We start from the raw sequence: 26,776 nt of genomic DNA on the forward strand, positions 1-26,776 counted from the left end.
CACGCTTCCCCCTCCCCCTTCGAGACGCCCCGGATGCGCCGCGCCCTTACCGCCCTCGCTTTGCTGGCGCTGCTGCCGGCCGCCTCGGCGCAGACCCCGCCCGCGGGCGACATCCGCGACCTCGACACCCTGGTGGTCACCGGCGAACAGCCCGGCCCCGGCCTGTGGAAAGTCATGCGCGGCGGCCACGTGCTGTGGATCCTCGGCACGGTCAGCCCGCTGCCGAAGGACATGACCTGGCTGTCGCGCCAGGTCGAGGCGACCATCGCCGATTCGCAGGAAGTCATCGCCCCGCCCTCGGTCAGCCTCGGCACCGAGCTGGGCATGTTCCGCACCATGCTTCTGATCCCCACCGCGTTGAAGGCGCGCAAGAACCCCGACGGCAAGACCCTCGACGAAGTGGTCCCGGCCGACTTGTACGCGCGCTGGTCGCTGCTCAAGGCGCGCTACATCGGCCGCGACGGCGGGGTCGAGAAATGGCGGCCGATCTTCGCCGCGCAGGAGTTGTACGAAGCGGCGATCAAGCAATCGGGGCTGTCGCTCAAGGGCGTGGTCCAACCGGTGGTCGAGAAAGCCGCCAAGCAGCACGGCGTACCGGTGACCGAGGCGCGGGTGACGCTGAAGATCGACGACCCCAAGGCCACGCTCAAGGAATTCGCCGACAGCGCGATGGACGACCGCGAGTGCTTCGCCAAGACCCTCTCGCGCATCGAGACCGACCTGGAAGCGATGCGCGCGCGCGGCAACGCCTGGGCCGTCGGCGACATCGCCACCCTGCGCACCCTGCCGCAGGGCGACCAGTACCGCACCTGCCTGGACGCGCTGGCCGCGACCGGCGTGGCCAAGCGCCTCAACCTCGGCGACCTGCGCCAGCGCGTGACCGCGAACTGGCTGGAGCGCGCGGAGGAAGCCATCGCCAAGAACAACAGCACCTTCGCCTCGTTGCCGGTGGCGGATCTGCTCGAGAACGGCGGGTTGCTGGATAAGCTGCGCGCGGCAGGCTATACCGTCGAAGATCCGTAGGTTCGCGGCGGCTCGAGCGGAAAGCGTCGCGGCCGAAGCCCTTCCCGCAACCGCCGCGTCTGCGGAGGTTGCGGGCGGAGCTTCAGCCCCGACGCCCTGGACCCGCAGCGACCGATCTCCCGCCGCGCTCAGCCAGCGGCTTCCTGCGCGACCCGTCCGAACACCTCATAGATCCGCCGCAGCAACGCCTGCGTATCGTCGAACACTTCATGGCGCAGGCGCAGGCCGGCGTCCTCGCGGATCCAGAACTTGAGCACCCACCCGTTGTCGGTGCGCTCGAATTCGCCAGTGCGTTCCAGCGGCGTCGGGGTCATAGGGAGCTTCCTCGCTGCGCCGGCATCCTGCCCTGCCGGTTCGGGGACCTGGCCGTCGGCCATGTCCGCTATTTTCGCGCGGGGACTTCGCAGAGGCTGCGATCAGGCGAACGCGGCTGCGTCGCGCCGGAATGGAAAGCCTCGGGCCTGAAGGCCCTCGCACAATCGAAACCCCGCAGCCCGGAAACGAAAAACCCCGGCGTTCGCCAGGGCCTCGGTACTGCGACTTCGCAAATGGTCGGGACGGCCGGATTTGAACCGACGACCCTCTGCCCCCCAGGCAGATGCGCTACCAGGCTGCGCTACGCCCCGACGTGTCTTGCGATGTCCGCTCTTGCCGAGCGGGCGGCAAGTATAGCGGTTAGAAGCGGGGAATGGGGAATCGGGGTTGGGGAACTGGAGATCGCCGCGGTTCGGCGCGGCGCGGGCCGCCGGTTCTCGCCGTCAGCGCCGCAGCAGCTGCAGCACTTCTTCCAGCTCCATCCGCACCTGCTTGACGATCTGCGACGACAGCGCCGATTCGTCCTTGGCCGCTTCGCCTTCCAACCGCAGGCGCGCGCCGCCGATGGTGTAGCCCTGTTCGTACAGCAGGCCGCGGATCTGCCGCACCATCAGCACTTCGTGGCGCTGGTAGTAGCGGCGGTTGCCGCGGCGCTTGACCGGATTGAGGGTCGGAAACTCGGTTTCCCAATACCGCAGCACGTGCGGCTTGACGTCGCACAGCTCGCTGACCTCACCGATGGTGAAGTAGCGCTTGGCCGGAATCGGCGGAAGCTCTCGGTTACTGCCCGGATCCAGCATGTTCGCCTCCGCTGTACGCCTCGACTCGTTCCTTGAGCTTCTGGCCCGGACGGAACGTCACCACCGTGCGCGCGGAAATCGGAATCTCCTCGCCGGTCTTCGGATTGCGGCCCGGGCGCTGGTTCTTGCGGCGCAGATCGAAGTTGCCGAAACCCGACAGCTTGACCTGGCGCCCCTGTTCCAACGCTTCGCGCAACGCATCGAAGAACGCGTCGACGAACTCCTTGGCTTCGCGCTTGTTCAGTCCGACTTCGTCGAACAGACGCTCGGCCATTTCCGCTTTGGTAAGTGCCATGGTGACCTCTGAATAACGTCCGGACCGTGACGGCCGCGCGAGGCGTCAGGCGCGCAGCCTGGCACCGTGTTCGCGTTCGACCGCGGCGGTCACTTCGGCCACCACCGCATCCACGTCCCGGTCGGTCAGGGTGCGCGATTCATCCTGCAGAATCAAGCCCATAGCGAGACTCTTGAATCCGGTTTCCACGCCCTTGCCCTGGTAGCGGTCGAACAGCACCAACTCGCGCAGGCTGGGCCCGGCGGCGGCCTGAACGGTCGCCTGAATGGCCGCCCACGGCACCGAATCGGCGACGATGAACGCGCGATCCCGGCGCACCGACGGGTACTTGGACTGCGCTCCGGCCTTGGCGATGGCACGCTCGGTCAGCCCGGTCAGATCGAGTTCGAAGGCGATCACCGCGCTGTCCAGGTCCAGCGCCTTCAACAGGCGCGGATGCAGCTGGCCGATCCAGCCCAGGCGCAGCTCGCGGCCGCCGTCGACCCGCCACACGTCGGCGCTGCGGCCGGGGTGCGCCCACGACGGCGCCGCCGGACGGTAGTCCAGGCGCGCGCCGGCCGCGGCGGCGAGGCTGTCGAGGTCGCCGCGCAGGTCGTGGAAGCCGACCGGCTGCGCCGGCCGCGCCCACTGCTCGGCGCCGGCGCTGCCGACGACCGCGGCGGCGATGCGCTGGGTTTCGCGCGGCGCATCGCCGGGCACGGCATGGAACACGTTGCCGAGCTCGAACAGGCGCACCCGCTCCTGCTGGCGCGCGGCGTTGCGCGACAGCGCGGCGGCCAGGCCCGGCAGCAGCATCGTGCGCATCACCCCGAGTTCGGCGCTGAGCGGATTGGCCAGCGCCACCGCGCCCTCGCCCGCCTGCCACAGCTCCAGCCAGGCGGCGTCGACGAAGGCGTAGTTGACCGCTTCCAGGTAATCGCGCGCGGCCATCTGCCGGCGCACGGTCGGCGCGTCGACGCGGGTCTCGGTCGGCGCGATCAGGCGCGAGGCGCCGCCCGGCAGCGTGGTCGGGATGCGGTCGTAGCCGTGGATGCGGGCGATTTCTTCGATCAGGTCTTCTTCGATGGCGATGTCGAAGCGGCGGCTCGGCGCAACCACGCGCCAGCCGTCGTCGCTGCGCTCCACGGCGAGGCCCAGCGCCTGCAGGATGCGTTCGACCTCGGCGTCGGCGACGCTGAGGCCGAGCACGCGCGCCAGCCGCGCGCGGCGCAGGGTCACCGGCCGCGGCTGCGGCAGGTGCTCGGGCAGCGCCGATTCGGTCAGCGGGCCGGGCGCGCCGCCGGCGATGTCGACGATCAGCCGGGTCGCGTATTCGATCGCGGTGCGCGGCAGTTCCGGATCGACGCCGCGCTCGAAGCGGTGGCCGGCGTCGGTGTGCAGGCCGAGCTTGCGGCCGCGGCCGATGATCGCGGCCGGGGCGAAGTGCGCCGCTTCCAGGAACACGTTGCGGGTGGCGTCGGTGACGCGGCTGTCGTAGCCGCCCATGACCCCGCCGAGCGCGACCACGCGCTGGGCCGCGCCGGCGCCGTCGGTGATGACGATGAACTGTTCGTCCAGGGTCACTTCCTGGGCGTTGAGCAGTTGCGTCGCCTCGCCCTTGCGCGCGCGCCGCGCGCCGACCGGACCGACCAAAGTGTCGCGGTCGAAGGCGTGCATCGGCTGGCCGATTTCGAGCATCACGTACTGGGTGACGTCGACCAGGAACGACACCGGGCGCACGCCGCTGCGGCGCAGGCGCTCGGCCATCCACACCGGCGTCGGCGCGCTCGCGTCGACGCCTTCGATGACCCGGCCGCAATAGCGCGGCACGTCGGCGCCGGCGTCGAGTTCGACGGTCAGGGTCGATTCGATCGTCGCCGGCACCGGTTCGATCGCCAGCGGCGCGACCGCGCTGCCGGTCGCCGCGGCGACGTCGAAGGCGATGCCGCGCACGCTGAAGCAGTCGGCGCGGTTCGGGGTCAGCTTGATCTCGATGCTGGCGTCGGGCAGGCCCAGGTACTGCGCCAGCGCCTGGCCGACCGGCGCATCGGCCGGCAGTTCCAGCAGGCCGGACGCATCGGCGTCGATGCCGAGCTCCTTGGCCGAGCACAGCATGCCGAACGACTCCACGCCGCGCAGCTTGGCCGCCTTGATCTGCATCCCGCCCGGCAGCGACGCGCCGACCGTGGCCAGCGGCGCGACCAGACCGGCGCGCGCGTTCGGCGCGCCGCAGACGATCTGCACGGTGCCGTGGCCGGTATCGACCGAGCACACCTGCAGGCGGTCGGCTTCCGGATGCTTTTGCGCGCTGACGATGCGCGCGACGACGACGCCGTCGAGCGCCGCGCCGAGCGCGGTCACTTCTTCGACTTCCAACCCGATCGCGGTCAGGGTCGCGGCGAGCTCATCGCGCGTGGCGGCGGTCGGGACGTGCTGGCGGAGCCAGTTTTCGCTGAATTTCATGGGTTTGGGAGCCGGGGAAGCAAAGCGGGAGTGAAAAGCGGGGTTGGCGAACTGTGGGGACGACGGGGCGAAGGACGTCGGAATTGGAACTATCGCGCAGCAACAGTTCCCCAATCCCTAACCCCGCTCTTTATCCCCGTTCCTCAGGCGAACTGCCTCAAGAAGCGCACATCGTTCTCGAAGAAACTGCGCAGATCGTCCACGCCGTAGCGCAGCATGGTCAGCCGCTCCACGCCCATGCCGAAGGCGTAGCCGGTGTAGCGCTCCGGGTCGATGCCGACGTTGCGCAGCACGTTCGGATGGACCATGCCGCAGCCCAGCACTTCCAGCCAGCGGGTGCTGCCGTCGGCCTGCTGCCAGGCGATGTCGACTTCGGCCGAAGGCTCGGTGAAGGGGAAATAGCTCGGGCGGAAGCGCATTTCGAAATCGCGCTCGAAGAACGCGCGGACGAATTCGGCCAAGGTGCCCTTGAGGTCGGCGAAGCTGGAATGCTCGTCGATCAGCAGGCCTTCGCACTGGTGGAACATCGGCGTGTGGGTCTGGTCGCTGTCGCTGCGGTAGACCTTGCCGAGCGCGATCATCCGCAGCGGCGGCCCGCTCTTATCGGCAACGGCCTGCAGCATGTAGCGCACCTGCATCCCCGAGGTGTGGGTGCGCAGCAGGCGCGCGACGCCGGCGCTGTCGTGGGGGAAATAGAACGTATCGTGCATCGCCCGCGCCGGATGGTGCGGCGGGAAGTTGAGCGCTTCGAAGTTGTGCCAGTCGTCTTCGATCTCCGGGCCGTCGGCCAGTTCGAAGCCGAGCCGGCCGAAGATGTCGGCCATGCGCTCCATCGTGCGGCTGACCGGGTGCAGGCCGCCGCGCGCGGCGTCGATGCCCGGCAGGGTCACGTCGATGGTCTCGGCGGCCAGGCGCGCGTCGAGCGCGGCGGCGTCGATCGCGTTCTTGCGCTGCGCCAGCGCATCGGTCAGCGCGTCGCGGGCCTTGTTGATCGCCTCGCCGGCGGCCTTGCGCTCGTCAGGCGGCAGCGCGCCGAGCTGCTTGAGCTGGGCGGTGACGCTGCCGGACTTGCCCAGCAGCGATACGCGCAGCGCTTCGATGGCGTCGGGAGAATCCGCCGCCGCGATGTCGGCCAGCGCCTGCTGGGTCAGTTGCTCGATCTGCGCCATTGCTCGGATGTCCTCTCACTTGCCTTGCGTTGATTTGCCTCGCGATCGGCCGCGGCGGAGTTCCTCCGCCCAGTTCTTCGCGTTCTCGCTGCCCGCCTCGACCAACTGCCTGTCCGCTTCGCCGCAGCCCGCCGCCGATTCCGGCGCGCCGGTCGCGACCGTCGCGTTCAGCGCCACCCCGAGCAATTGCCCGGGCGGAACCCGCTTTTCCAGCTTGCGGGTGATCGCGGCGATGTCGTCCTGGAACTGCTTGCCGCGCGACTCGTCGAGCACCTTGCATTGTTCGTTGCGCCCCATCGCCAGCATCACCTCGCCGAAGCGCTGGAGCGTGTCGGCGTTCGCCGGGTCCGCCTGCGGCGCTTGCGCGGCCGCGATCGTCGACGCCAGTGCGAACCCCAACCCCGCCGCCGCGCGCAACGCGCGCCGGCCGTATCCGGACATCCCTTTCATCGCCTCTCCCTGAGGGCCCGGCAGCGGATCGCCGGAGCCCAGAAACGACAATGGGGAAGGACTCGCGCCCTTCCCCATGCCTTGTGGTCCTTTGCTCGGTCCGCACCGGAAGGCGCGGACGTTGCAGTGGAACCGACTTAAGCCGCGAGCGCGCTCTTCGCCTTTTCCGCCAGAGCCGCAAAACCCTTCGCGTCGTGCACGGCGATGTCCGCCAGCACCTTACGGTCGAGGGTAATGCCGGCCTTCAGCAGGCCGTTGATAAATCGGCTGTAGCTCATGCCGTTGATGCGGGCCGCCGCGTTGATGCGGGTGATCCACAGCGAACGGAAATTGCGCTTCTTCTGCTTGCGACCGATGTAGGCGTACTGCAGGGCCTTCGTGACCGCCTGCTTGGCGACGCGGAAGACCTTGCGGCGGGCGTTGTAGTAGCCCTTGGCCTGCTTCAGGATTTTCTTGTGGCGGGCTCGTGCCGTCACACCACGCTTAACTCGTGCCATTTTTCAGTCTCCTCACAAATACGGAAGCATGCGGTCCAGACGGCCCGCGTCCTCGGCACGAACATGGTTCGTCTGCCGCAGGTTGCGCTTCCGCTTGGTCGCTTTCTTGGTGAGGATGTGGCTCTTGTTGGCGTGGCCGCACTTGTACTTGCCGGAAGCGGTCTTCCGGAAGCGCTTGGCCGCCGCCCGATTGGTCTTGATCTTGGGCATTGCGATGTCCTTTCGGATGGTTTTATGTCACTGGCCTGGGCGGTGGCTGGGCACGGCATGCGTGCGGCCACTCTTTCCGTCCTGCCCTTGCCGGCTTGTAAGTCGCTGATTTACAAAGAATCTACGACAGGTCCGTGCAGCTGCATACAACAAACCCGGCGAACCGGGCCGCATAGTATGCGGGCTGGGCGCCGGGCTTGCAAATATTTTGAGGCAAATCAGGGGATTGGGAGCCGCGCCCCCATCCCCGACCGCGCCTCGGCCCTCCCCCGCAGGCGGGGAAGGACCCGGCTCAGGTCTTCTTCTTCGGCGCGATCATCATGACCATCTGCCGCCCTTCCAGGCGCGGACGCGACTCGACCACGATGTCTTCGCCCAGATCGGCCTCGATCCGCGCCGCCATCTCGCGACCGAGCTCCTGGTGGCTCATTTCGCGGCCGCGGAAGCGGATGTTGACCTTGACCTTGTCGCCCTCCTCCAGGAAGCGGCGCATGTTGCGCAGCTTGATCTGGTAGTCGCCCTCGTCGGTGACCGGACGGAACTTGAGCTCCTTGATCTCGACCTGCTTCTGCTTCTTCTTGGCCTCGTTGGCCTTCTTCTGCTGCTCGAAGCGGAACTTGCCGAAATCCATGATCTTGCAGACCGGCGGATCGGCGTTGGGCTGGATTTCGACCAGATCCAGGGCTTCCTCTTCGGCCATGCGCAGGGCTTCGTCGCGCGTGAGCACGCCGATCATCTCGCCGTCGCTGCCGATCACGCGCACGCGCGGGACGCGGATTTCCTGGTTCTTTCGATTCGGCTTCTCAGGGGTACTGATTGTTGCAATCTCCAATAAAAACGCGATGTTACGCGCCTGGGGCCGTCCCGGCCTGACCGGGACGGAGGTTGTAGCGCTGCGCGCGGGCGGCGGCCGGACGGGTCAGGCTCGCTCGCTCATAAGACGCGAAGCGAACTCGGCGACGGTCATCGTCCCCAGGTCCTCCCCACCCCGCGTGCGCACCGCGATCGTGCCGGTTTCCTTCTCGCGGTCGCCAGCGACGAGCAGGTACGGCACGCGCTGCAGCGTGTGCTCGCGAATCTTACGGCCGATTTTTTCGTTTCGCAAATCGGCCTCGACCCGGAACCCTTGATTTGCAAGGAGTTTCCTGACCTCCTCCACATAATCGGCCTGCGCGTCGGTGATGTTGAGCACCGCCGCCTGCACCGGCGCCAGCCAGGCCGGGAATTGGCCGGCGTGGTGCTCGATCAGGATGCCGAGGAAACGCTCCATCGAACCCACGATCGCGCGATGCAGCATCACCGGCGTGCGCCGCTGGCTGTTTTCGTCGACGTATTCCGCGCCGAGCCGGCCCGGCATCATGAAGTCGACCTGCATCGTGCCGAGCTGCCAGGTGCGGCCGATCGCGTCCTTCAAGTGGTATTCGATCTTCGGGCCGTAGAACGCGCCTTCGCCCGGCAGTTCCTGCCACTCGACGTTGCACGCCGCCAACGCGCTGCGCAGCGCGCCTTCGGCCTTGTCCCAGGTGGCGTCGTCGCCGAGGCGCGAATCCGGGCGCAGCGCGATCTTGATCTGGATGTCCTCGAAACCGAAATCGGCGTACACCGCCAGCGCCTGCTGGTGGAACGCGGTCACTTCGGCTTCGATCTGGTCTTCCAGGCAGAAGATGTGGCCGTCGTCCTGGGTGAAGCCGCGCACGCGCAGGATGCCGTGCAGCGCGCCGGACGGCTCGTTGCGGTGGCAGGCGCCGAATTCGCCGTAACGGATCGGCAGGTCGCGATAGCTGTGCAGGCCCTGGTTGAACACCTGCACGTGGCCGGGGCAGTTCATCGGCTTGATCGCGTAGGTGCGCTTCTCCGACTCGGTGAAGAACATGTTCTCCTTGTAGTTGTCCCAGTGGCCGGACTTCTGCCACAGCGACACGTCGAGGATCTGCGGGCAGCGCACTTCGCCGTAGCCGCTGTCGCGGTAGACCTTGCGCATGTACTGCTCGACCACTTGCCACACCGACCAGCCCTTGGGGTGCCAGAACACCAGGCCCGGCGCTTCTTCCTGCAGGTGGAACAGGTCCTGCTGCTTGCCGATCTTGCGATGGTCGCGCTTCTCGGCCTCCTCCATGCGCTGGATGTAGGCGGCAAGCTGCTTCTTGTCGGCCCAGGCGGTGCCGTAGATGCGCTGCAGCTGTTCGTTCTTGGAATCGCCGCGCCAGTACGCGCCGGAGATGCGGGTCAGCTTGAACGCCTTGAGGAAGCGCGTGTTGGGCACGTGCGGGCCGCGGCACATGTCCACGTATTCCTCGTGGTAGTACAGGCCCATCGCCTTCTCGTCGGGCATGTCCTCGACCAGGCGCAGCTTGTAGTCCTCGCCGCGCGACTGGAACACCGCGACCACTTCCTCGCGCGGAGTGACCTTCTTGATCACGTCGTAGTCCTTGTCGATCAGCTCGATCATGCGCGCTTCGATCGCGGCCATGTCGTCCGGGGTGAACGGGCGCTCGTACCAGATGTCGTAGTAGAAGCCTTCCTCGATGACCGGGCCGATCACCATCTTCGCGGTCGGGTACAGCTGCTTGACCGCGTGGCCGACCAGGTGGGCGCAGGAGTGGCGGATGATTTCGACGCCTTCGGGGTCCTTCGGCGTGATGATGCGCAGCTTGGCGTCGTGGTCGATGCGGTCGCTGGCGTCGACCAGCTTGCCGTCGACTTCGCCGGCGACGGTGGCCTTGGCCAGGCCGGCGCCGATCGAGGCGGCGACGTCCATGACGGAAACGGGGTGGTCGAATTCGCGGCGGCTGCCGTCGGGGAGGGTAATGGCGATCATGGGCTTCGTGGTTCGCAAGGCTCGGGGGACGACGGCGCGCGGTCGGCGGCGCAAGGCGGCGCGATCGGGCGGCGGCGCGGTCGCGGCTGGCGCCGCTCCTACAGGGGGTCATCGGACGTCCGCGAGGCGGACAAGAAAAAAGCGCCGCGAGGGCGCCTGCGTGAGCGGGGCCTGCGCGGGGTCAGCGATGGGCGCGGGTAGTGTCCATGTCGCACGCTCGGCCGGCGGATTGGCGCGGGCCACCTGGGTCGGTTGGAAACGATGCGGCCGGATGCCGCGTCGCAGGCGCTAATAGTTGGGGACGCGGCGGGGGCAAGTCAACCGTCGGCGCACGGCAAAACCGCCAGGGCCGGCGCGGCGCGGACCGCGACGGCCCGCACACGGAAACTGCGCCCCCTTGCGGTACTGTGACCGCCTCAAGGACGCCATCTGCGTGGGGACGTGATGGAAATTAAGGACGCGGGCCGCGCCAGGCGCGGCGGCGCAATGCCGTTGCCGGCGGCGATTTTCGGCGATTCGAATGCGGACCGCGCCGGCACCGGGAGCCACGCCGGCGCCGGCTGCGTGGAGCGTAACGACGCCGGCGCGCAGCTGAAGTTCGTTGCGTCGCGCCCCGCCGCCTGCTCCCAGCGCCTTCACGGCCGCTCGTGGTGAGCGACGACCCGTTCGCCCCGACCCCGGGCGCCAGCGGCTCCGCGCTGACCGTGCTGCGGCGCCTGCTGCCGACGGTGTGGCATTACCGCGGCCGGGTCCTGGCCGGGCTGGCGTTGGTGCTGGGCACCAAGCTGGCGATGGTCGGAATGCCGTTGCTGCTCAAGCAACTGATCGACGCGCTCGGGCAGAAACCGACCGTGCTGACCGTGCCCGCCGCGCTGCTGATGGCCTACGGCGCGCTGCGGCTGGCCTCGGCGCTGTTGCAGGAAATACGCACCGTGGTGTTCGCGCGGGTGCTGGCGCGCAGCGCGCGCGAGGTCGGGCTGCGGGTGTTCGCGCACCTGCACGCGCTGAGCCTGCGCTTCCACCTGGACCGCCGCACCGGCGCGATCGGGCGCGACCTCGAGCGCGGCATGGGCTCGATCGCGGAGCTGCTCGACACCGTGCTGTACATGGTGGTGCCGACCCTGGTCGAACTGGGGCTGATCCTGGCGGTGCTGCTGATCGGCTACGACCTGTCGTTCGCCGCGATCACGGTGCTGACGCTCGGCGTGTACATGGCGTTCACCTACCGCATGACCGAGTGGCGCCTGCGCTGGTATCGGGAAATGAACGAGGCCAACACCGAAGCCAGCGCCAGTTCGGTGGACTCGCTGCTCAACTACGAGACGGTCAAGTACTTCAACAACGAGGCCTTCGAGGCGCAGCGCTTCGACCGCCGCCTGCGCGAGCTCGAGGACACCTCGGTGCGCAGCCTCAAGGCGGCCTCGCTGATGGGCATCGGCCAGAGCGCGATCATCGCCGTCGGCCTGACCGCGCTGCTGTGGCGCGCGACCGCCGGCGTGGTCGACGGGCGCATGAGCCTGGGCGACCTGGTCCTGGTCAACGCCTACCTGCTGCAACTGGCCGCGCCGCTGAGCTACCTCGGCGTGGTCTATCGCGAAGGCAAGCAGATGCTGGCCAACCTGGAGCGCATGTTCGCCCTGCTCGACGAACCGGTCGAAGTGCGCGACCGGCCCGGCGCGCCAGCGCTGCGCGTGGGCGGCGGCGAGGTGCGGTTCGAGAACGTGTCGTTCCGCTACGGCGAGCGCGAGATCCTCGCCGGCATCGACCTGACCATCCCCAGCGGCCGCACCGTGGCGGTGGTCGGCAGCACCGGCGCCGGCAAATCGACCCTGGCGCGGCTGCTGTACCGCCACTACGACCCCGACGGCGGGCGCGTGCTGGTCGACGGCCAGGACCTGCGCGAAGTGACGGCAGACTCGCTGCGCCGGCGCATCGGCGTGGTGCCGCAGGACACGGTGCTGTTCAACGAATCGCTGTACTACAACATCGCCTACGGCCGCCCCGACGCCAGCCGCGAGGAAGTGCTGGAGGCCGCGCGCGCGGCGCGCATCCACGACTTCATCCAGTCGCTGCCGCAGGGTTACGACACCGGCGTGGGCGAGCGCGGGCTGAAGCTGTCCGGCGGCGAGAAGCAGCGCATCGCGATCGCCCGCACCCTGCTCAAGCGCCCGGCGATCCTGATCTTCGACGAAGCGACCTCGGCGTTGGACGCGCACACCGAGAACGAGATCCAGCGCGAACTCGGCCAGGCCGCGCAGGGACGCACCGCGCTGGTGATCGCCCATCGCCTGTCGACGGTGGTCGACGCCGACCAGATCGTGGTGCTGGAAGCCGGCCGCATCGCCGAACGCGGCAGCCATGCCGAACTGCTCGCCGCCGGCGGCCGCTACGCCGCGCTGTGGACGATGCAGCAGCGCCGCGCGCCCGGCGCGGCCCATACCGATATCGGTGCCGACGCCGAAGACGACGCCGACGAATCCATCCCCGCCCTCACCGACTGAAGGAAACGCGCATGACGACATTGATTGTCTCCGACCCCTGGGACATCCACGCCCGCTCGGTGGCCTGGGCGCTGGAGAACGAAGGCGAGCGCGTGCATGTCTGGTACACCCACGACTATCCGCAGAAACACGGGGTCAGCCTGCGCACCGGCGGCGGCACGGATTCGATCTCGCTGCATTGCCTGCGCCACGACCGCGATTTCGATACCGCCGACATCGATGCGGTGTGGCTGCGCCGCTGGTACCAGCCCGAAGCCTCGCCGCAGCTGCACCCGGCCGACATCCGCTTCGCCCAGTTGGAATCCACCGAGTTCGTGCGCGCGACGATCAACCTGCTCGACGCCCAGCGCGAGCGCTTCTGGATCAACCCGGTGCAGGCCAAGGCCGTGGCCGACCGCAAGGCGGTGCAGTTGCACCACGCCGCCGCGGCCGGCCTGGACACGCCGCCGACCTTGATTTCCAACGACCCCGCGGCGATCCGCGCGTTCTACCGCGAGCACGGCGGCCGCGCGATCTACAAGCCGATCACCGCCGCGTCCTGGGTCGGCGAGGACAAGCTCTGGGGCACCTTCACCACCCCGCTGACCGACGAGCTGCTGCGCGAAGACGCGGCGCTGTCGAACGCGCCGGGCATCTATCAGCCGCTGCTGGACAAGGCCTACGAACTGCGGGTGACGGTGATGGGCCATACCGTGATCGCCGCGCGCCTGCATTCCCAGCGCGAGGGCGAATACCTCACCGACTGGCGCGCCAACGACTTCGACGAACGCATGGGCTGCGAGCGCTACGCCCTGCCCGAAGACGTGCAGGCGCGCTGCCTGCAGGTCATGGCCCGGCTCGGGCTGGTGTTCGGCTGCATCGACATCGTGGTCACCCGCGACGGCCGCTACGTGTTCCTGGAAGTCAACGAGATGGGCCAGTTCATGTGGCTGGAGGCGATCAACCCCGGCCTGCAGTTGCTCGACTGCGCCGTCGACTTCATCCGCAGCCGCGATCCGCGCTTCGTCTACGGCTGGCGCGAGCCGGCCTACCGCTATCGCGACTATTGGGAATCGCGCGGCGAGCGCGGCGAAGCCGAGCCCGACGCGCAGCGCCACGTGCCGTTGCCGAAGGTGTACCAGATGCGCGAATGAGCGCGGCGCGGCCGCGACGCGCGAAAACGAACGGGCCGGGAGGCGACGCCTCCCGGCCCGTTTTCATCCCCTGCGTAGTCCGGGTTGGCGGATTACGGGATCTGGTCGCCGTTGTCGGCGAAATCGATGTCGTTCCACGGGCTGGTGCGGCGATAGGTCGTCGCGGCCACGAAGGCCGCATCCTGCGCGGCGCCTTCCATCTGCTCGGATTCGATCGCGACCATGCGGCCGATCAGGCGGGTCTGTTCGCTCATAACCTACTACTCCGTTAGCAAGGCGGCGGATCGCCGCATTCCGAAGATAGGAAGCGCGGTTCGCGGCCGGCAAGGCGCTGCGGCCTGTCAATTCTTTCAGTGCGCGCGAAAGGAGGCGAAAAATCCCAGGTTCGGCAATAACTTAGCGCCACTGGAAGGCACGCTCCGGCACGCCAAATTCGGCAAAGAGGGCTAGTTAGCCGCTCAATTTGCGTGAACAAATGGTGACGGCGTTCCAGGCCTGCGCGAAGGCCGCCCGGGTCGCCTGCAGCGACTTCGCGCAGCGCCGGATCGCGCTGTCGACGGCGGCTCCGCGGGCCCGGCCGGCGCCGCAGCCGCGACGGCGAAACACTCCCCGGCCCGCGATCGGACGGCCGCGCATGGCAAAACGGCGAAGCCCCGAGGGACTCCGCCGTTCGCCAACAAATTGGTGGGCGGTACAGGGTTCGAACCTGTGACCCCTACCATGTCAAGGTAGTGCTCTACCGCTGAGCTAACCGCCCGTCGCCGAATTTCTGTGCAGCTCCCCGGCGAAGGGAGCGCAGTCTAGCCCAGAGCCCGATCCGCGACAAGCTTTTTTTGCGCCCTCGCCCGCGTGCGCGCCGCACAGCGGGCATCGCCGGAGCGGACGCCGCATCAGGCCCCGAAACCCGCGTCCTTGAGCTGCCGCAACTGATCGCGCACCGCCGCGGCCTGCTCGAATTCCAGGTCGCGCGCGTGCTGGTACATCTGCTGTTCGAGCTGCTTGATCCGCGCGGCGAACTGGCTCGGCGACAGCGCGGCGTACTCGGCCTGCTCCTCGGCGATGCGGCGCGCCTTGCCGCGCGCCTTGAGCGCTTCGGGATCGACCCGCGCGCCTTCCATGATGTCGACCACGGCCTTGGCGACCGACTTGGGCACGATGCCGTGCTCGAGGTTGTGCTCGACCTGCTTCTGCCGGCGCCGGTCGGTTTCGTCGATCGCCTTCTGCATCGAGTTGGTGATGCGGTCGGCGTAGAGGATCGCCTTGCCGCGCAGGTTGCGCGCGGCGCGGCCGATGGTCTGGATCAGCGAACCGGCCGAACGCAGGAAGCCTTCCTTGTCGGCGTCGAGGATCGCCACCAGCGACACCTCGGGCATATCCAGGCCCTCGCGCAGCAGGTTGATGCCGACCAGCACGTCGAACTTGCCCAGGCGCAGGTCGCGGATGATCTCCACGCGCTCGACCGTGTCCACGTCCGAGTGCAGGTAGCGCACCTTGACCCCGTGCTCGCCGAGGTATTCGGTGAGGTTTTCGGACATGCGCTTGGTCAGGGTGGTGATCAGCACGCGGTCGCCCATCGCCACGCGCTCGCGGATCTCGCCGAGCACGTCGTCGACCTGGGTCGCGACCGGGCGGATCTCGACCTGCGGGTCGACCAGGCCGGTCGGGCGCACCACCAGTTCGGTGATCTCGCCTTCGGACTTGCGCAACTCGTACGGGCCCGGCGTAGCCGAGACGAAGATCGCGCGCGGCGAGCGCCCTTCCCACTCCTCGAAACGCAGCGGCCGGTTGTCCAGCGCCGAAGGCATGCGGAAGCCGAACTCGACCAGGGTTTCCTTGCGCGAGCGGTCGCCCTTGTACATCGCGCCGATCTGCGGAATGGTCACGTGCGATTCGTCGACCACCAGCAAAGCGTCGGGCGGCAGGTAGTCGAACAGGCACGGCGGCGGCTCGCCGGGCATGTGCCCGCTGAGGTGGCGCGAGTAGTTCTCGATGCCGTTGCAGTAGCCGACCTCGGCCAGCATCTCCAGGTCGAACTGGGTGCGCTGGGCCAGCCGCTGCGCCTCGACCAGCTTGTTGTTGGCGTACAGGTATTCCAGGCGCTCGCGCAGCTCGGCCTTGATCGTCTCGATCGCGTCGAGCACGGTGCGGCGGGTGGTGACGTAGTGCGAGCCCGGGTAGATCGTGTAGCGCGGCACCTTCTCCAGGCTTTCGCCGGTCAGCGGGTCGAAGATCGTCAGGTTCTCGATCTCGCCGTCGAACAGCTCGATCCGCAGCGCCTGGGCGTCGCTTTCGGCCGGATGCACGTCGATGACCTCGCCGCGCACGCGGTAGGTGGCGCGGCGCAGCTCGGTGTCGTTGCGGGTGTACTGCATCTCGGTCAGGCGGCGGATCAGCTCGCGCTGGTCGATGCGCTCGCCGCGCACCATGTGCAGGACCATGCGGAAGTATTCGTTCGGGTCGCCGAGGCCGTAGATCGCCGAGACGGTGCACACGATCAGCGCGTCGCGGCGTTCGAGCAGGGCCTTGGTCGCCGACAGCCGCATCTGCTCGATGTGTTCGTTGACCGAGCTGTCCTTCTCGATGAAGGTGTCGCTGGACGGAACGTAGGCTTCGGGCTGGTAGTAGTCGTAGTAGCTGACGAAGTACTCGACCGCGTTGTGCGGGAAGAACGCCTTGAACTCGCCGTACAGCTGCGCCGCCAGGGTCTTGTTCGGCGCCATCACCAGGGTCGGCTTCTGCACCCGCTGGACCACGTTGGCGATGGTGTAGGTCTTGCCCGAGCCGGTCACGCCGAGCAGGGTCTGGTGAGCCACGCCGCTGTCGAAACCCGCGATCAACCGCTCGATCGCCTGCGGCTGGTCGCCGGCCGGCTCGTACGGCGCCACCAGGCGGAATCCGGAGGACTGGGGGGTGTCGTCCATCGTGCTGCCCGCGCTTGTGCGAATCGGACAGTTTAGCGAATGCGGTCTCAGCGGGTGAGACGGCCTGTCCGGCTTCGCCTCCCAGCGGGGATCGGCGACCGCCGGCCGCGCCTCGAAGCGCTCGGTTCCCGGCGCGGCAACGAAAAGGCCCGCCCCATCGGTCGAGGCGGGCCCGCAAGCTCCGGCCAGGCCAGGCCGGGCGGCCCAGGGCAGCCCGGCACTCGCACCGGCTCAGATCAGTTCAGGTTCCAGCAGTCCTTGGTTCCGGCCGTGTTCGGCGTCTTGGTCCCGGTGTTGCTCAGGGTCATCGTCCCGCACTTGTCGCGCTCCTGGCCGGTGCCGCTGATCGGCACGGCCTGAACGACGAACCCGTTGCTGCCCGGAGCGGCCTGGAAAGACAGGTTGTAGCGCGGCGAATCGCTGCCGCGCGGCGACTGCGCCGGATTGCCCCAGATCGTGGCCATGCTGGCGCCGGCATAGCTGTTGTTGACCGTGTAGTACCGCTCCATCGCCTGCGCGACCTCGGTCAGGTCCGCCTTGGCCTGGGCGCGGCGGCTCTTGCGCACGCTGTCCTGATAGGTCGGCACCGCGATGCCGATCAGGATGCCGACCACCGCCACCGCGATCATCAGCTCGATCAAGGTGAAGCCCCGCTGTGCTCGGGCCGTGGCTTCGGTCCGTTGTTGCTTCATGTCGTCGGTCCTCGTTTATCGGATCTGGCGCCAGGACTGGCGGCCGCACGGTCGCGGCAGGTACACCGGCCTGGCTCCCGCGGTCTGCACCACCACCGAGCACCGGGCCGCCATCGCCGCCTCGATCTCCTCCTTGGTCGCGCCAGCGCTGAGAATGTTGCCGCCACCGGTGGTGAACACGCCGACTTCCTTGTTCGGCCCGCCCCCACCGCCGCCGCCGCCGGTGGTCTTGATCGCACCGGTGTCGTTGCCCAACTGCTCGCCGGTCGGCGAGTCCAGGCGTCCGGCGGACAAGTTCGACGCGCCGCTGAGCGCGGTCAGGCCGTACAACCAGTTGGCGCCGGTGGTGGCGCAGCTGTCGGTGTTGCTCGGATCGTAGGTGGTGAAGAAGATGGTGCCGTTCTGGACCCGCGGGAAGCCGACGAAGCGTTCGCCGGTCGCGATCGGATTGCCGTTGCCGTTCTGGTCCACGCCCATGTTGATGTACCAGCCCATCTTGGCCGCGTCGAGCCGCACCTTGGTGGTCTGGCGCAGGATCGCGCCGGTCGCGGTTTTGTCCTCATAGGCGTACTGCATCTGCAACTGGCTGCGGCCCGTCACGCTCACGCCGCGGTCGATGATGCCGTAGAAGCTCTGCATCGCCCGATCGGTCGGGTCCTCGACGAAGGAGAAGCTGCCGGTGCCGAACAGCAGCATCACGTCGTTGCCGCTGGCGACCGCCTCGAAACCGCCGAGGATCGGCTGGCGCAGCGCGTAGTTGTCGTTGTAGCGAGCGATGAACAGCGGCTGGCCGCCCAAGGCCACGGTGTTGCTGCGCAGGTCGAACTTCCACACCGCGCCGTTGAGGTCGCCGCCATAGACGGTGTCGGCGTAGCCGTCGCGCGCCTTGTCGTTGGTGGTGCCCTGGTACTGGTCGGTCACGATCACGTTGCCCAGGCCGTTCTTGGTCCGGGTCGGCAGGGTGCCGGTGGTCTCCTGGGCGGTGATGCGGGTCACCGCGCCGGTGGCCACGTCGACCACGAACAGCACGGCCTTGCCGTTCACGCTGTCGTAGCCGTTGCCGAAGATCGCCTTCCAGCGCACGACGCCGGCGGCGTCCTTGACCGGAACGATGGCGATCTTGCCGAGCACGTTGCCGATGTCCTTGGCGCCGTTGGCGTCGCCGGACCTGTCGCTGAGCTCCCACAGCAAGCGGAAGTTGCCGGCCGTGCCGACGTCCATCGAGAACACGCTGCGGCCGCCGGCGCCCGACGCGGCGACGACCGCGGTGCTCCAGGCGCTGTCGTAGTAATCCGAAACCGTGACCAGACCGTCGACGTAATAACGGTGCTGGAACACCTGGTCGTTGCGGTCGCTCGCGCGGTACGGGAACAGCAGGTTGCCCATGTGCCCGAGCGAGGTGCTCGGAATGAAGGCGAAGGCTTCCTCGCCGCTGTCGCCGTTGAAGGCGTGGAACATGCCGTCGTTGGCGCCGACGTAGACGTACGGCGCGCGCAGGCTGTCGGCCTTGGTCTTGAGGTAGTTGGCGTAGTTCAGCGGATCCAGCGACACGCCGTCGGCGCCGCGCAGGTACGCGTAGCCATAGTCGTCGCCGCGTGCGGACACGATCGGCGAAGAATTGACGATGTCGCCCAGGCGCGTGGTGCGCTTGCGCAGCTTGGTGGTCTCCAGGCTCGGGTCGCCGCGCAGGTACGCCACCGCTTCGGTGCCGGTCACGCCGCCGGTGATGCGGTTGAACTTGCCGGCGCAGTTCTGCAGCGCGTCGCTGCACAGGGCGGCCAGGATCTGGGCGTCGCTGCCGCCGATCGCCGCGGCGTTGAAGTCCGCCAGGGTCGGACGCACCGAGCCGTCGGCGGCCTTGGCGAAGCGGATGTTGCGCGCCGACGCCACCGGCAGCTTCTGCGACGCTTCCCACGCCGTGGTGAACACGATCGTGTTGCCGGACTTGCTGCCCTTGGTCGCGGTCAGGTGGCTGAACCAGTCGGTGCCGTTGTTCGCCGAGGTGTAATCGGGCGACACCGAGAAGGTGTTGTCGCCGACGCGCGCGCCGGTGATGCCGAGCGTGCCCGACGGCGTCTGGCCGCCGCCGACCGAGGCCAGGATCGCCTTCATCGCCGAGGTGATCTCCGCCGGCGTGGTGGCGTTGATGAACTTGCCGCGCGAATTCATCGTCGCGTGCCAGATTTCATCGACCGTGCTCGGCTGATCGTTCTGCAATGCGATCCACGGCGGCTGCCAACCGCCGTACGGATCGGGCGTGTTGGTGATCGGGTCGTAGGTCTGGCCGTAGATGTTGCCCTTGGCGCCGAGCGTGACGCCGTAGAAGTTCATGTGCGGGCTGTTGCGGCAGTCCAGCTTGGGATCGTCCGGCGTGGTCTTGCACGCGTCCGGTACCGGCACCTTGTTCGGCGGCAGGTCCGCGCGCAGGTTCATCTTGTAGTACTTGGCCGCGATGTCGGCCATGGTGTCGGGGAAGCCATCGGCCAGCGGCGCCGGCATGTCGGCGTCCTGCGAACCGATGGTCGGACCGCCCTGGTTGCTGTAGCCGTCGGTGAACAACATGCCGGCGTTGATCTGGCAGGCCAGCTTGACCGGCGCGCCGGAGTCGGTGCGGGTGAACTGCTTGCCGATGTGCTCGACCGCGTAGCGGTTCGGCGTGCCGCCGCTGGCGCCGACCCTGAGCAACTGGTCGCGATAGAAAGTGGCCTTGTCCGCCGCCACCGACATGTCGCGCATGGTGACGTCGCCGTAGTTGTAGCTGCCGCCGCCGCTGTTGATGGTGAACATGCCCACCCGCATCTGCTCGGTGGTTTCCAGGGCGATGGTCATCGCCGCCTTGAGCGCGCGGTTGCGGTTGCCGTAGAAGCTGAACCAGTTGGCGAAATTCTGCGCCGCCGCGGCGTACTTGCCGGGGGCGTAGTTGCCCGATTTGATCTCGTAGCGATACAGGTCGCAGCCGCTGCCGCAGGCGTTTCTGGCCAGCACCGGCGTAGCGGTGTAACCGAACGCGCTGCCGGCGGTGGCCGACCTGAGATAGAAGGTGGCGGGGTAGTACTGGATGAACACCGCGCAACGGGCGTTCAATTCGCGGTCCGAGTTGAGCTGGGTCCAGTTGCCGTTGCCGGCGAGGCCGCCGCAGTTGTTGTTGAGGTAATACACCGTGCCGTTCGGCAAGGTCGTGCCCTGGGGTACGTCGAAGGCCTCGCCGCCGCCGGTGGTGCGCCAGTTGGTGAACAGCGCGATCGTCGGCGTGGTGTTGTCGGGATTGACCCGCGTCGCCGTCGTGTCGGCCAGCGGATAGTCCACGATCGCATTGGTGCCGAGAGGATCGGGACGCTTCCACGGCGAGTATTCGACGTTCGGGTCGAAGTAAGCCGGGTTGTACTGCGGCGAACGCGCGAAGCCGAAATTGTCGATCGGCGGGATCGCCAGACGGCCGGTGTCGATGCGGTAACCGTTCGACGGGATCGTGTGGTGGAACGGACCGATATCGCCGTTGTTGCCGCTGGTGATGTCGGCGCTCACCCGCAGGCGCGCGCTGGCGCCGGTGCCGGTGAAGAAACCGTTGGTCCCGCGCGAGGCGTAATCCCAGTAGGCCGCGCCGTCCTGCCCGGGGAACAGGGTCTGGAACGTCATCGAACCCGAGTCGTCCACCGCCATCACGAACGCGGGCGGAATGGTGACCGAGGAATTCAACGGCGCCTGCGCCAGCGCGCCGCCGGCCTGGATGGCGTTGGCGTTGTAGTACCAGTAGCCGGCGCCGGCCACGGCCAGCGCCAGCGGGATCGCGAGGTACGCGCGAGGAGAGGTCGTCATGGCGATGTCCTCAAGGTACGAAGATGGTGTCGATGACCGCGTCCGAACTCGGGTTCGTCCCGCGATCGATGGCGTATGCGGTGACCTGGAAGATCAGGTTGGTGTTCTCGTTGACCGGCGCGGTACCCAGGCCGAGGCTCGAGTTGCCGGACACGCACTGGTCGATGCGGCGGGTGTAGTCGAGTTTGGCCGGCAGCGGATTGGCGTACTTGAGCTGCCTGGCCCAGGCGGTCGGATCGAAGCCGCTGGTGCAAAAGCCCTCGTCGACCTGCAGCGCCTTCGCGCCGCCGCTTTCCACCTGCTTCTTCAGGCTGTCTTCCTTGCCGCGCGCACGGCCTTCTGCGTTCTGGAACGCCAGATTGGTCGAGCGGTAGCTGGAGGTCATGCGTTCCTGCAGGCCGGTGACCTGCATCGCGGCCACGCCGATCAAGGCCAGCAGCACCAACATCATCAGCGCGACGTAGAGCACGGCGCCGCGTTGCGAACGCGGGGCGGTACGGGGAATTCGGCGGAATCGGACGTGATTCATGGCAGGGCCTCAGTTCCCGAACAGCCGGTTGCGCAGGGCGATGTTGGATTCGTACACCGCGCGATAGCGCTTGTCCTGCGCCAGAGTGAGCGTGGTGCCGAGCGAACGCGGCGCGAGGTTGCGCGGCTCGGTCGAAGCGGGGTCGGCGCTGCGGATCAGCAATCCGACCTGGACGCCGCCGACGCGGCGCCAACCGCCGGCGCTGTCGTTGGCCGGATTCAAGGTCGCCGCGGTCTGGAATCCGTTGATGATGCCGCTGGGCCGCTGGCTCAGGTCGGTGATCATGTCCTGCCCGAACAGCAACTGCATGTTCTCCACGCCCTCGACGATCTCCTCGGACGTACCGTCGACCAGCTGCACCGCGTTGCCGCCCACCGGGACGTTGAAACGCGCGCGATACAAGGTCGGCTGCGGGCCGTTGGGGTCGTTGACGTTGGCCGGACGCAGGCCGACGTAGTAGACGAAGCTCTCTGCGCGATACACCCGCGCCTGGCCGGAGGCGAAGGTGTCCGAGCCGTCGAACGCGAGTTGGTTGACGCCGCTGGCGGTGACCGAGATCGGCACCGAGGTGCCGTCGGATGCGCCGACCGCGGTGGCCTGGAACATCACCGCCGAACGGCAATCGGCGATGCCGAACACGCCGGCGGTGGGCGTGTCCCTGATCAGCGCGGCCCATTCGGTCGCCGCGACCCGGATCACGCCGGCGGCACCGGTGGTGAAGCCGTTGACCTGGGCGCTGTCGGCCGAAAGGAAGCGCAGCACCATCAGATCGCTGCCGCGCACCGGCTTCGGATTGAGCCGGTTGAACAATTCGTTCGGCACCGCCGGCACCCAGTCGCCTGCGTTGCCCACCACCGGCGCGGCGCTCAGGTTCAGCGTATCGGTCGGAGCGGTGCCGCGCGCTTCGAATCCGCGCACCGAGAAATCGAAGCGCAAGGGCTCGCGGCTGGCGGGCATGCTGGTGTAGTCCAGGCGGTTGGACAGGAACAGTTCGCCGAACAGCCCCTCGCCGGCGATGAAGTGCGCCTGGTCGGACACGCAACCGAAATGGCCGGCCATGCGCGTGTCGTGCTGCAACGCGTCGATGGCGAAGCGCGAGGTTTCCTGCGCGCGCGCCAGGCCCTGGGCCATCAGATAGGACGCGCGGGAAGCCGAGAAGATCTGCACCAGCCCCAGGATCAGCAACAAGCTCAGCAGCAGCGCCACCATCAGCTCGATCAGCGACAAACCCGCTTGCAGTCGACGGCTCACAGCGCGCTCTCCATCCAGAAATTGGTGACGGCCGCGTCGGGGTTCCAACGCTTCTCGTCGCTCCACTCGACCTCGATCCGGATCGTGTTGTCGGCGCGCACCGTCACCCGCGTGACCGCGTTCTCGCCGAGCGCTTCGCGCAGCCGGCACTTGTAAGCGTCCTTGCGCTGGGCCGGAGTGAGCGTGTTGAGTTGGGAGCAGTTGGCGCCCTGCGCCGAGTCCTTGGCCAAGTAAGTGCCGCCGTACTGCGCGGCGAGCAGGCGATTGGAACGAATGTCGTCGAGCAGATCGCTGCCGAGATTGGTGGCGATGGTGCGCTGGTTGCTGCTCTGCGCCAGGCGCAGGTTGGTGGTCTGCAACATCGCCAGGCCGAGCAGGCCCATGCCGAGGACCAACACGCTGATCAGCACTTCGATCAGGCTCAGGCCGCGTTGGGAACGCGGGCGGCGCACGGCGCCGCGACGCAGGACGCGAGCGTTCACTGGCAGGTCTCCCGGGTCATGATCACGCGGCCGATGGCGTTGACCGAGAACACCCGGCGGGTCTGCGCGTTGGGCTTGCAGACCGAAGCCTGCAGGTTGAAGTTGTAGACCGCGCGGCGATCGGTGCCGCCGCGATCGTTGAACACCATCTCGGTCAGGCTGCCGAAATCCATCACGATGCCGTCCTGCGGCTCGATGACGCGCTTGACCTCGGAGGCTTCCTGGATCGTGCCGTTGCCGTTCTCGTCGGTCCACACCAGCATGCCGTTGGCCCAGTTGTTGCCGCAGAGCTCTGCGGACGGCTGCTTGGGACAGATGTGCGCGGTGCTCTTGCTGCGCAGCGCTTCGGCGCGGGCGAAGTTGACCGTCGCCATCAATTGATTGGCCGCGCCGCTGACCCGGTTGGAACGAATCGCCTCGGTGAACGACGGCAACGCCAACGCCAGCAGGATCGCGCCGATCCCGAGGGTCACCAGCAGCTCGATCAGAGTGAAACCGGCAGAGCTCCGCCTGGCCATGTGCGATCTCTTCCCCAAACTGGACGGTCGAGATGCTAACAGTCGGAATTACCTACAAAAGGTGCCACACCGACGAGCGGTCAGGCGGAGTAAGTCAGTGGTTTTTGAGCCTAGGAATAGTCCGACAGGCGTCACGACTTAGTCTTACCGACGGTCGTTGCTTGCGCCGCTGGCCGTTTCCTGCGGCCGGCGGCGAAGCTGTGAACCCCGAGCGATCCGTGCATCCGCCAAGGAATGGCCCATGCGAATCAAGCAGTTGGACGGTTACGAGTTCTTCGCCGCGTTCTTGCTGGTGAATCTGTTGAGCCTGTTGGTGAGCCCGGCGCCCAGGGCCAGTTTCGACGGGTCGCCGCTGCGGTCGTTCTCGCAAGGGCTGGGCAGCCTGTACGCCCAGGCCGCCGGCCATGCCGCGAGCAACGGCGTGCCGGTGCAGCTGTGCCCGGTGCGCTGGATCTACTTCGATTGCGACGACCGCGGCGACTGGAGCCGCGGCCTGATGGGCTTCATCGACGCCAACCACAGCCGCCAGCTCAACTACGGCGAGGAAGTGCTGCGCCGCCACCTGCCCCTGCCCTCGCACCTGCGCCTGCGCGCGCTCGGCCGGCCGCGGCCGATCCGCTTCCAGCCCGGCAGCGGCCGGGTCGACCGCGACGTGCCGCTGCTGCTGTGCGACCTGGACGGGACGCCGCGCGGCTGGGTGTTGCGCTATCGCGACGGGCGCGGGTTCGCGGCGCGCGTCGCGGAGGCGGCGGAGCTCGCGCAATGCCGCGCCGACGAGTGAGGCTGCGGGCGCCGGCCGCGACGCCGCGACGCGGACTAGGTCAAGGCGCCGCGCGCATGCAGCCAGTCGAAGACCAAGCCGTCTACGGCCGATGCGCGGTGCTTGTCCGCGTAGCCCAGCCATTGCCATTCCTCGATCTCGGCCGCCGCGGTCGGCTCGCCTTCGGGTTCGGCCGCGTAACAGATCATCCGCACCAGGACGCCGTCCGCATGGCCGTGCGCCTGGGCCTGGAACGTCGCCAGATAGGCGATCGAATCGGCGCGCAGCCCGACGGCGAGTTCCTCGCGGATTTCGCGCGTCAGGCACTGCGCGTCGGACTCGCCGGGCTCGCGTTTGCCGCCCGGCAGATAGAAGCGGTCCTTGCCGCGCGAGCGCGCGCTCAGAACCTTGCCGTCGCGCAGGTGGATCCAGGCCACTTTGTCGATCGCGCTCATGCCGAAACGGTCCTCTCCAATCGCGAAGCCGTCCGCTCCGGATGCAGCGACGCGGCGAAGTTCGGCCGCAACGCCGCCGGCGACCGGACCGGAAAAAGAAAAAGGCCGCGATTGCTCGCGGCCTTTCTCGAATCTGGCGCCCGAAGTTGGACTCGAACCAACGACCCCCTGATTAACAGTCAAGTGCTCTAACCGGCTGAGCTATTCGGGCGGGGCTGCATATGATGCTGATTCAACACCCCGGCGTCAACACTTGCGTGAACATGAAGCGCTGCCGCCGGAGCCCGCCATCATACCCGTTCAGGTCACCACGCGGTAGCAGGGACGGTACTCGCCGGCGATCTTCATGCGCCGCTGTTCGACGAAGGCGCGCAGCAGTTCGTCCAGCGACTGCATCATGTCCGGGTCGCCGTGGATTTCGAACGGGCCGAACTGCTCGATCCGGCGCATGCCGTCTTCCTTGACGTTGCCGGCGACGATGCCCGAGAACGCCCGGCGCAGGTCCGCGGCCAGTTCGTGCGGCTTGCGGCCGTGGTGCAGGTCCAGCGCGGCCATCGCTTCGTGGGTCGGCACGAACGGCTTCTGGAAGGTCAACGGAATGTCGATCGACCAGTTGAAGAAGAACGAGTCCTTTTGCTCGATGCGGTACTCGCGCACCTTGCGGATGCCCTGCGACATCGCCCGGGCCACGCGCTCGGGGTCGCCGACGATGATCTCGTAGCGCTGGGTCGCGACCTCGCCCAGGGTCAGGCGCAGGAACTTGTCGATCTGCTCGAAATACGGGGCCGACGCGGTCGGGCCGGTCAGGATCAGCGGGAACGGCAGGCCGGCGTTCTCCTCGCGCAGCAGGATGCCGAGCAGGTACAGGATCTCCTCGGCGGTGCCGACGCCGCCGGGGAACACGATGATGCCGTGGCCCATGCGGACGAAGGCCTCCAGGCGCTTCTCGATGTCCGGCATGATCACCAGGTGGTTGACGATCGGGTTCGGCGATTCGGCGGCGATGATGCCCGGCTCGGTGATGCCGATGTAGCGCATGGCGCGGCGGCGCTGCTTGGCGTGGGCGATGGTCGCGCCCTTCATCGGGCCCTTCATCGCGCCCGGGCCGCAGCCGGTGCAGATGTCCAGGCCGCGCAGGCCGAGCTCGTAGCCGACCTGCTTGGTGTAGATGTACTCGTCGCGCGAGATCGAGTGGCCGCCCCAGCACACCACTAGGTTCGGGTCGGCCGGATGCAGGATGCGGGCGTTGCGCAGCAGGCCGAACACCGAATCGGTGAGGCCGTCGCTGGACTCCAGGTCGCGGCCGCCGCCCTTGCCGAGCTCGATCGCGGTGTAGGCCAGGTCGCGGACCACGGCGAACAGCAGTTCGGCCACGCCGCGGATGATCTCGCCGTCGACGAAGGCCATCGCCGGCGCCTTGACCAGGTCGATGCGCATGCCGCGGTCCTGCTGGTGCACTTCGATGTCGAAATCGGGATACAGCTCGCGCGCGGCGCGCGGGTCGTCGGACGCGCTGCCGCTGGTCAGCACCGCCAGGGCGCAGCGGCGCAGCAGGTCGTGCATGCCGGTGGAGGCGTCGCGCAGGCGCGCGACCTCGTCGCGGGACAGGACATCGAGCCCGCCCTTGGGGTAGATGCGTGCGTTGACCGTCGGCAGGACGGTCGCGGTGGGGGTTGCGGTCATTGCGGTTTTCTCTGTC

At 67.8% G+C, this 26,776-nt stretch carries 24 protein-coding genes and 3 tRNA genes; 4 read left to right on the forward strand and 23 right to left on the reverse strand.

Annotated features, from left to right (window positions below; translation table 11 throughout):
- Positions 1-33: 33 nt before the first annotated feature.
- Positions 34-1,023 (forward strand): TraB/GumN family protein, encoded by a 990-nt coding sequence (locus tag JHW38_RS08645; RefSeq protein ID WP_207525553.1) that lies wholly within the window; start codon positions 34-36, stop codon positions 1,021-1,023.
- A 128-nt stretch (positions 1,024-1,151) separates the two neighbouring features.
- Here JHW38_RS08645 and JHW38_RS08650 read toward each other — a convergent pair whose 3' ends face one another.
- The 11 genes from JHW38_RS08650 to thrS all read right to left on the reverse strand — a co-directional run bounded on the left by JHW38_RS08650 (position 1,152) and on the right by thrS (position 10,019).
- Positions 1,152-1,337: a hypothetical protein gene (locus JHW38_RS08650; protein WP_207525554.1), complete on the reverse strand. Its 186-nt coding sequence runs from the start codon at positions 1,335-1,337 to the stop codon at positions 1,152-1,154.
- 235 nt (positions 1,338-1,572) lie between these two features.
- Positions 1,573-1,649 (reverse strand) — tRNA-Pro (locus JHW38_RS08655).
- A 132-nt stretch (positions 1,650-1,781) separates the two neighbouring features.
- Complete coding sequence (locus JHW38_RS08660; protein ID WP_057948383.1) at positions 1,782-2,138, reverse strand: MerR family transcriptional regulator; 357 nt, start codon at positions 2,136-2,138, stop codon at positions 1,782-1,784.
- A complete protein-coding gene (locus JHW38_RS08665) occupies positions 2,119-2,433 on the reverse strand; it encodes an integration host factor subunit alpha (RefSeq protein ID WP_036101930.1) in 315 nt (104 codons plus the stop codon). Before JHW38_RS08665 ends, JHW38_RS08660 begins: the two co-directional genes overlap by 20 nt.
- 45 nt (positions 2,434-2,478) lie before the next feature.
- Positions 2,479-4,875 (reverse strand): phenylalanine--tRNA ligase subunit beta, encoded by a 2,397-nt coding sequence (gene pheT / locus JHW38_RS08670; protein WP_207525555.1) that lies wholly within the window; start codon positions 4,873-4,875, stop codon positions 2,479-2,481.
- 143 nt (positions 4,876-5,018) lie between these two features.
- Positions 5,019-6,044, reverse strand: coding sequence for a phenylalanine--tRNA ligase subunit alpha (gene pheS / locus JHW38_RS08675; protein WP_207525556.1), 1,026 nt, complete (start codon positions 6,042-6,044; stop codon positions 5,019-5,021).
- A 15-nt stretch (positions 6,045-6,059) separates the two neighbouring features.
- The gene (locus JHW38_RS08680; RefSeq protein WP_207525557.1) at positions 6,060-6,494 is read right to left on the reverse strand and encodes a hypothetical protein; all 435 of its coding nucleotides are present in this window, start codon (positions 6,492-6,494) and stop codon (positions 6,060-6,062) included.
- A gap of 137 nt (positions 6,495-6,631) precedes the next feature.
- The gene (gene rplT / locus JHW38_RS08685) at positions 6,632-6,991 is read right to left on the reverse strand and encodes a 50S ribosomal protein L20 (RefSeq protein WP_207525558.1); all 360 of its coding nucleotides are present in this window, start codon (positions 6,989-6,991) and stop codon (positions 6,632-6,634) included.
- A 12-nt stretch (positions 6,992-7,003) separates the two neighbouring features.
- On the reverse strand, positions 7,004-7,201 hold the full coding sequence (rpmI, locus tag JHW38_RS08690) for a 50S ribosomal protein L35 (RefSeq protein ID WP_027083463.1): 198 nt from the start codon (positions 7,199-7,201) through the stop codon (positions 7,004-7,006).
- Positions 7,202-7,493: 292 nt separating this feature from the next.
- Positions 7,494-8,027 (reverse strand): translation initiation factor IF-3, encoded by a 534-nt coding sequence (gene infC / locus JHW38_RS08695; protein ID WP_394541351.1) that lies wholly within the window; start codon positions 8,025-8,027, stop codon positions 7,494-7,496.
- 93 nt (positions 8,028-8,120) lie between these two features.
- Positions 8,121-10,019 (reverse strand): threonine--tRNA ligase, encoded by a 1,899-nt coding sequence (thrS, locus tag JHW38_RS08700; protein WP_207525559.1) that lies wholly within the window; start codon positions 10,017-10,019, stop codon positions 8,121-8,123.
- Between the two features lie 650 nt (positions 10,020-10,669).
- On the opposite strand from thrS, the gene JHW38_RS08705 reads away from it, so the two are divergent.
- Both JHW38_RS08705 and JHW38_RS08710 read left to right on the forward strand, forming a co-directional pair.
- Positions 10,670-12,520, forward strand: coding sequence for an ABCB family ABC transporter ATP-binding protein/permease (locus JHW38_RS08705; RefSeq protein ID WP_242691279.1), 1,851 nt, complete (start codon positions 10,670-10,672; stop codon positions 12,518-12,520).
- Between the two features lie 11 nt (positions 12,521-12,531).
- Positions 12,532-13,653, forward strand: coding sequence for an MvdC/MvdD family ATP grasp protein (locus JHW38_RS08710; RefSeq protein ID WP_207525560.1), 1,122 nt, complete (start codon positions 12,532-12,534; stop codon positions 13,651-13,653).
- Positions 13,654-13,745: 92 nt separating this feature from the next.
- On the opposite strand, the gene JHW38_RS08715 is transcribed toward JHW38_RS08710, so the two are convergent.
- The 9 genes from JHW38_RS08715 to JHW38_RS08755 form a co-directional block, all read right to left on the reverse strand.
- The gene (locus JHW38_RS08715) at positions 13,746-13,907 is read right to left on the reverse strand and encodes a hypothetical protein (protein ID WP_207525561.1); all 162 of its coding nucleotides are present in this window, start codon (positions 13,905-13,907) and stop codon (positions 13,746-13,748) included.
- A 428-nt stretch (positions 13,908-14,335) separates the two neighbouring features.
- Positions 14,336-14,410 (reverse strand) — tRNA-Val (locus JHW38_RS08720).
- A gap of 133 nt (positions 14,411-14,543) precedes the next feature.
- A complete protein-coding gene (gene uvrB, locus JHW38_RS08725; RefSeq protein WP_207525562.1) occupies positions 14,544-16,574 on the reverse strand; it encodes an excinuclease ABC subunit UvrB in 2,031 nt (676 codons plus the stop codon).
- Positions 16,575-16,810: 236 nt separating this feature from the next.
- Positions 16,811-17,266 carry a type IV pilin protein gene (locus JHW38_RS08730; RefSeq protein ID WP_207525563.1) on the reverse strand — a complete coding sequence of 152 codons (456 nt, stop codon included), beginning with the start codon at positions 17,264-17,266 and terminating at the stop codon, positions 16,811-16,813.
- 15 nt (positions 17,267-17,281) lie between these two features.
- The gene (locus JHW38_RS08735) at positions 17,282-21,082 is read right to left on the reverse strand and encodes a pilus assembly protein (protein ID WP_207525564.1); all 3,801 of its coding nucleotides are present in this window, start codon (positions 21,080-21,082) and stop codon (positions 17,282-17,284) included.
- A gap of 10 nt (positions 21,083-21,092) precedes the next feature.
- Positions 21,093-21,611: a pilus assembly PilX family protein gene (locus tag JHW38_RS08740; RefSeq protein ID WP_207525565.1), complete on the reverse strand. Its 519-nt coding sequence runs from the start codon at positions 21,609-21,611 to the stop codon at positions 21,093-21,095.
- Positions 21,612-21,620: 9 nt separating this feature from the next.
- Complete coding sequence (locus JHW38_RS08745; RefSeq protein ID WP_242691280.1) at positions 21,621-22,862, reverse strand: PilW family protein; 1,242 nt, start codon at positions 22,860-22,862, stop codon at positions 21,621-21,623.
- Complete coding sequence (pilV, locus tag JHW38_RS08750) at positions 22,859-23,344, reverse strand: type IV pilus modification protein PilV (RefSeq protein WP_207525566.1); 486 nt, start codon at positions 23,342-23,344, stop codon at positions 22,859-22,861. The genes JHW38_RS08745 and pilV overlap by 4 nt, the downstream gene beginning before the upstream one ends.
- A complete protein-coding gene (locus JHW38_RS08755; RefSeq protein ID WP_207526304.1) occupies positions 23,341-23,862 on the reverse strand; it encodes a GspH/FimT family pseudopilin in 522 nt (173 codons plus the stop codon). The genes pilV and JHW38_RS08755 overlap by 4 nt, the downstream gene beginning before the upstream one ends.
- A 241-nt stretch (positions 23,863-24,103) precedes the next feature.
- Between JHW38_RS08755 and JHW38_RS08760 the strand changes: the two genes are divergently transcribed.
- Entirely contained in the window at positions 24,104-24,643 is a 540-nt protein-coding gene (locus tag JHW38_RS08760) for a GspH/FimT family protein (RefSeq protein WP_207525567.1), read from the forward strand.
- A gap of 35 nt (positions 24,644-24,678) precedes the next feature.
- Here the strand turns inward: JHW38_RS08760 and JHW38_RS08765 are convergent, their stop codons facing one another.
- The 3 genes from JHW38_RS08765 to ppnN all read right to left on the reverse strand — a co-directional run bounded on the left by JHW38_RS08765 (position 24,679) and on the right by ppnN (position 26,760).
- Positions 24,679-25,077 carry an NUDIX hydrolase gene (locus JHW38_RS08765; protein WP_207525568.1) on the reverse strand — a complete coding sequence of 133 codons (399 nt, stop codon included), beginning with the start codon at positions 25,075-25,077 and terminating at the stop codon, positions 24,679-24,681.
- A gap of 134 nt (positions 25,078-25,211) precedes the next feature.
- Positions 25,212-25,288 (reverse strand) — tRNA-Asn (locus JHW38_RS08770).
- 89 nt (positions 25,289-25,377) lie between these two features.
- A complete protein-coding gene (ppnN, locus tag JHW38_RS08775) occupies positions 25,378-26,760 on the reverse strand; it encodes a nucleotide 5'-monophosphate nucleosidase PpnN (RefSeq protein ID WP_207525569.1) in 1,383 nt (460 codons plus the stop codon).
- Between the last annotated feature and the right edge of the window lie 16 nt (positions 26,761-26,776).

Source organism: Lysobacter enzymogenes (genome assembly GCF_017355525.1).
Classification (GTDB): Bacteria; Pseudomonadota; Gammaproteobacteria; order Xanthomonadales; family Xanthomonadaceae; genus Lysobacter; species Lysobacter enzymogenes_C.

Bases quoted from the DNA above. Each gene is read 5' to 3' on its own strand.
- JHW38_RS08645 (WP_207525553.1), top strand. From the start codon at position 34: ATGCGCCGCGCCCTTACCGCCCTCGCTTTGCTGGCGCTGCTGCCGGCC.
- JHW38_RS08650 (WP_207525554.1), bottom strand. From the start codon at position 1,337: ATGACCCCGACGCCGCTGGAACGCACTGGCGAATTCGAGCGCACCGAC.
- JHW38_RS08660 (WP_057948383.1), bottom strand. From the start codon at position 2,138: ATGCTGGATCCGGGCAGTAACCGAGAGCTTCCGCCGATTCCGGCCAAG.
- JHW38_RS08665 (WP_036101930.1), bottom strand. From the start codon at position 2,433: ATGGCACTTACCAAAGCGGAAATGGCCGAGCGTCTGTTCGACGAAGTC.
- pheT (WP_207525555.1), bottom strand. From the start codon at position 4,875: ATGAAATTCAGCGAAAACTGGCTCCGCCAGCACGTCCCGACCGCCGCC.
- pheS (WP_207525556.1), bottom strand. From the start codon at position 6,044: ATGGCGCAGATCGAGCAACTGACCCAGCAGGCGCTGGCCGACATCGCG.
- JHW38_RS08680 (WP_207525557.1), bottom strand. From the start codon at position 6,494: ATGAAAGGGATGTCCGGATACGGCCGGCGCGCGTTGCGCGCGGCGGCG.
- rplT (WP_207525558.1), bottom strand. From the start codon at position 6,991: ATGGCACGAGTTAAGCGTGGTGTGACGGCACGAGCCCGCCACAAGAAA.
- rpmI (WP_027083463.1), bottom strand. From the start codon at position 7,201: ATGCCCAAGATCAAGACCAATCGGGCGGCGGCCAAGCGCTTCCGGAAG.
- thrS (WP_207525559.1), bottom strand. From the start codon at position 10,019: ATGATCGCCATTACCCTCCCCGACGGCAGCCGCCGCGAATTCGACCAC.
- JHW38_RS08710 (WP_207525560.1), top strand. From the start codon at position 12,532: ATGACGACATTGATTGTCTCCGACCCCTGGGACATCCACGCCCGCTCG.
- JHW38_RS08715 (WP_207525561.1), bottom strand. From the start codon at position 13,907: ATGAGCGAACAGACCCGCCTGATCGGCCGCATGGTCGCGATCGAATCC.
- uvrB (WP_207525562.1), bottom strand. From the start codon at position 16,574: ATGGACGACACCCCCCAGTCCTCCGGATTCCGCCTGGTGGCGCCGTAC.
- JHW38_RS08730 (WP_207525563.1), bottom strand. From the start codon at position 17,266: ATGAAGCAACAACGGACCGAAGCCACGGCCCGAGCACAGCGGGGCTTC.
- JHW38_RS08735 (WP_207525564.1), bottom strand. From the start codon at position 21,082: ATGACGACCTCTCCTCGCGCGTACCTCGCGATCCCGCTGGCGCTGGCC.
- JHW38_RS08740 (WP_207525565.1), bottom strand. From the start codon at position 21,611: ATGAATCACGTCCGATTCCGCCGAATTCCCCGTACCGCCCCGCGTTCG.
- JHW38_RS08755 (WP_207526304.1), bottom strand. From the start codon at position 23,862: ATGGCCAGGCGGAGCTCTGCCGGTTTCACTCTGATCGAGCTGCTGGTG.
- JHW38_RS08760 (WP_207525567.1), top strand. From the start codon at position 24,104: ATGCGAATCAAGCAGTTGGACGGTTACGAGTTCTTCGCCGCGTTCTTG.
- JHW38_RS08765 (WP_207525568.1), bottom strand. From the start codon at position 25,077: ATGAGCGCGATCGACAAAGTGGCCTGGATCCACCTGCGCGACGGCAAG.
- ppnN (WP_207525569.1), bottom strand. From the start codon at position 26,760: ATGACCGCAACCCCCACCGCGACCGTCCTGCCGACGGTCAACGCACGC.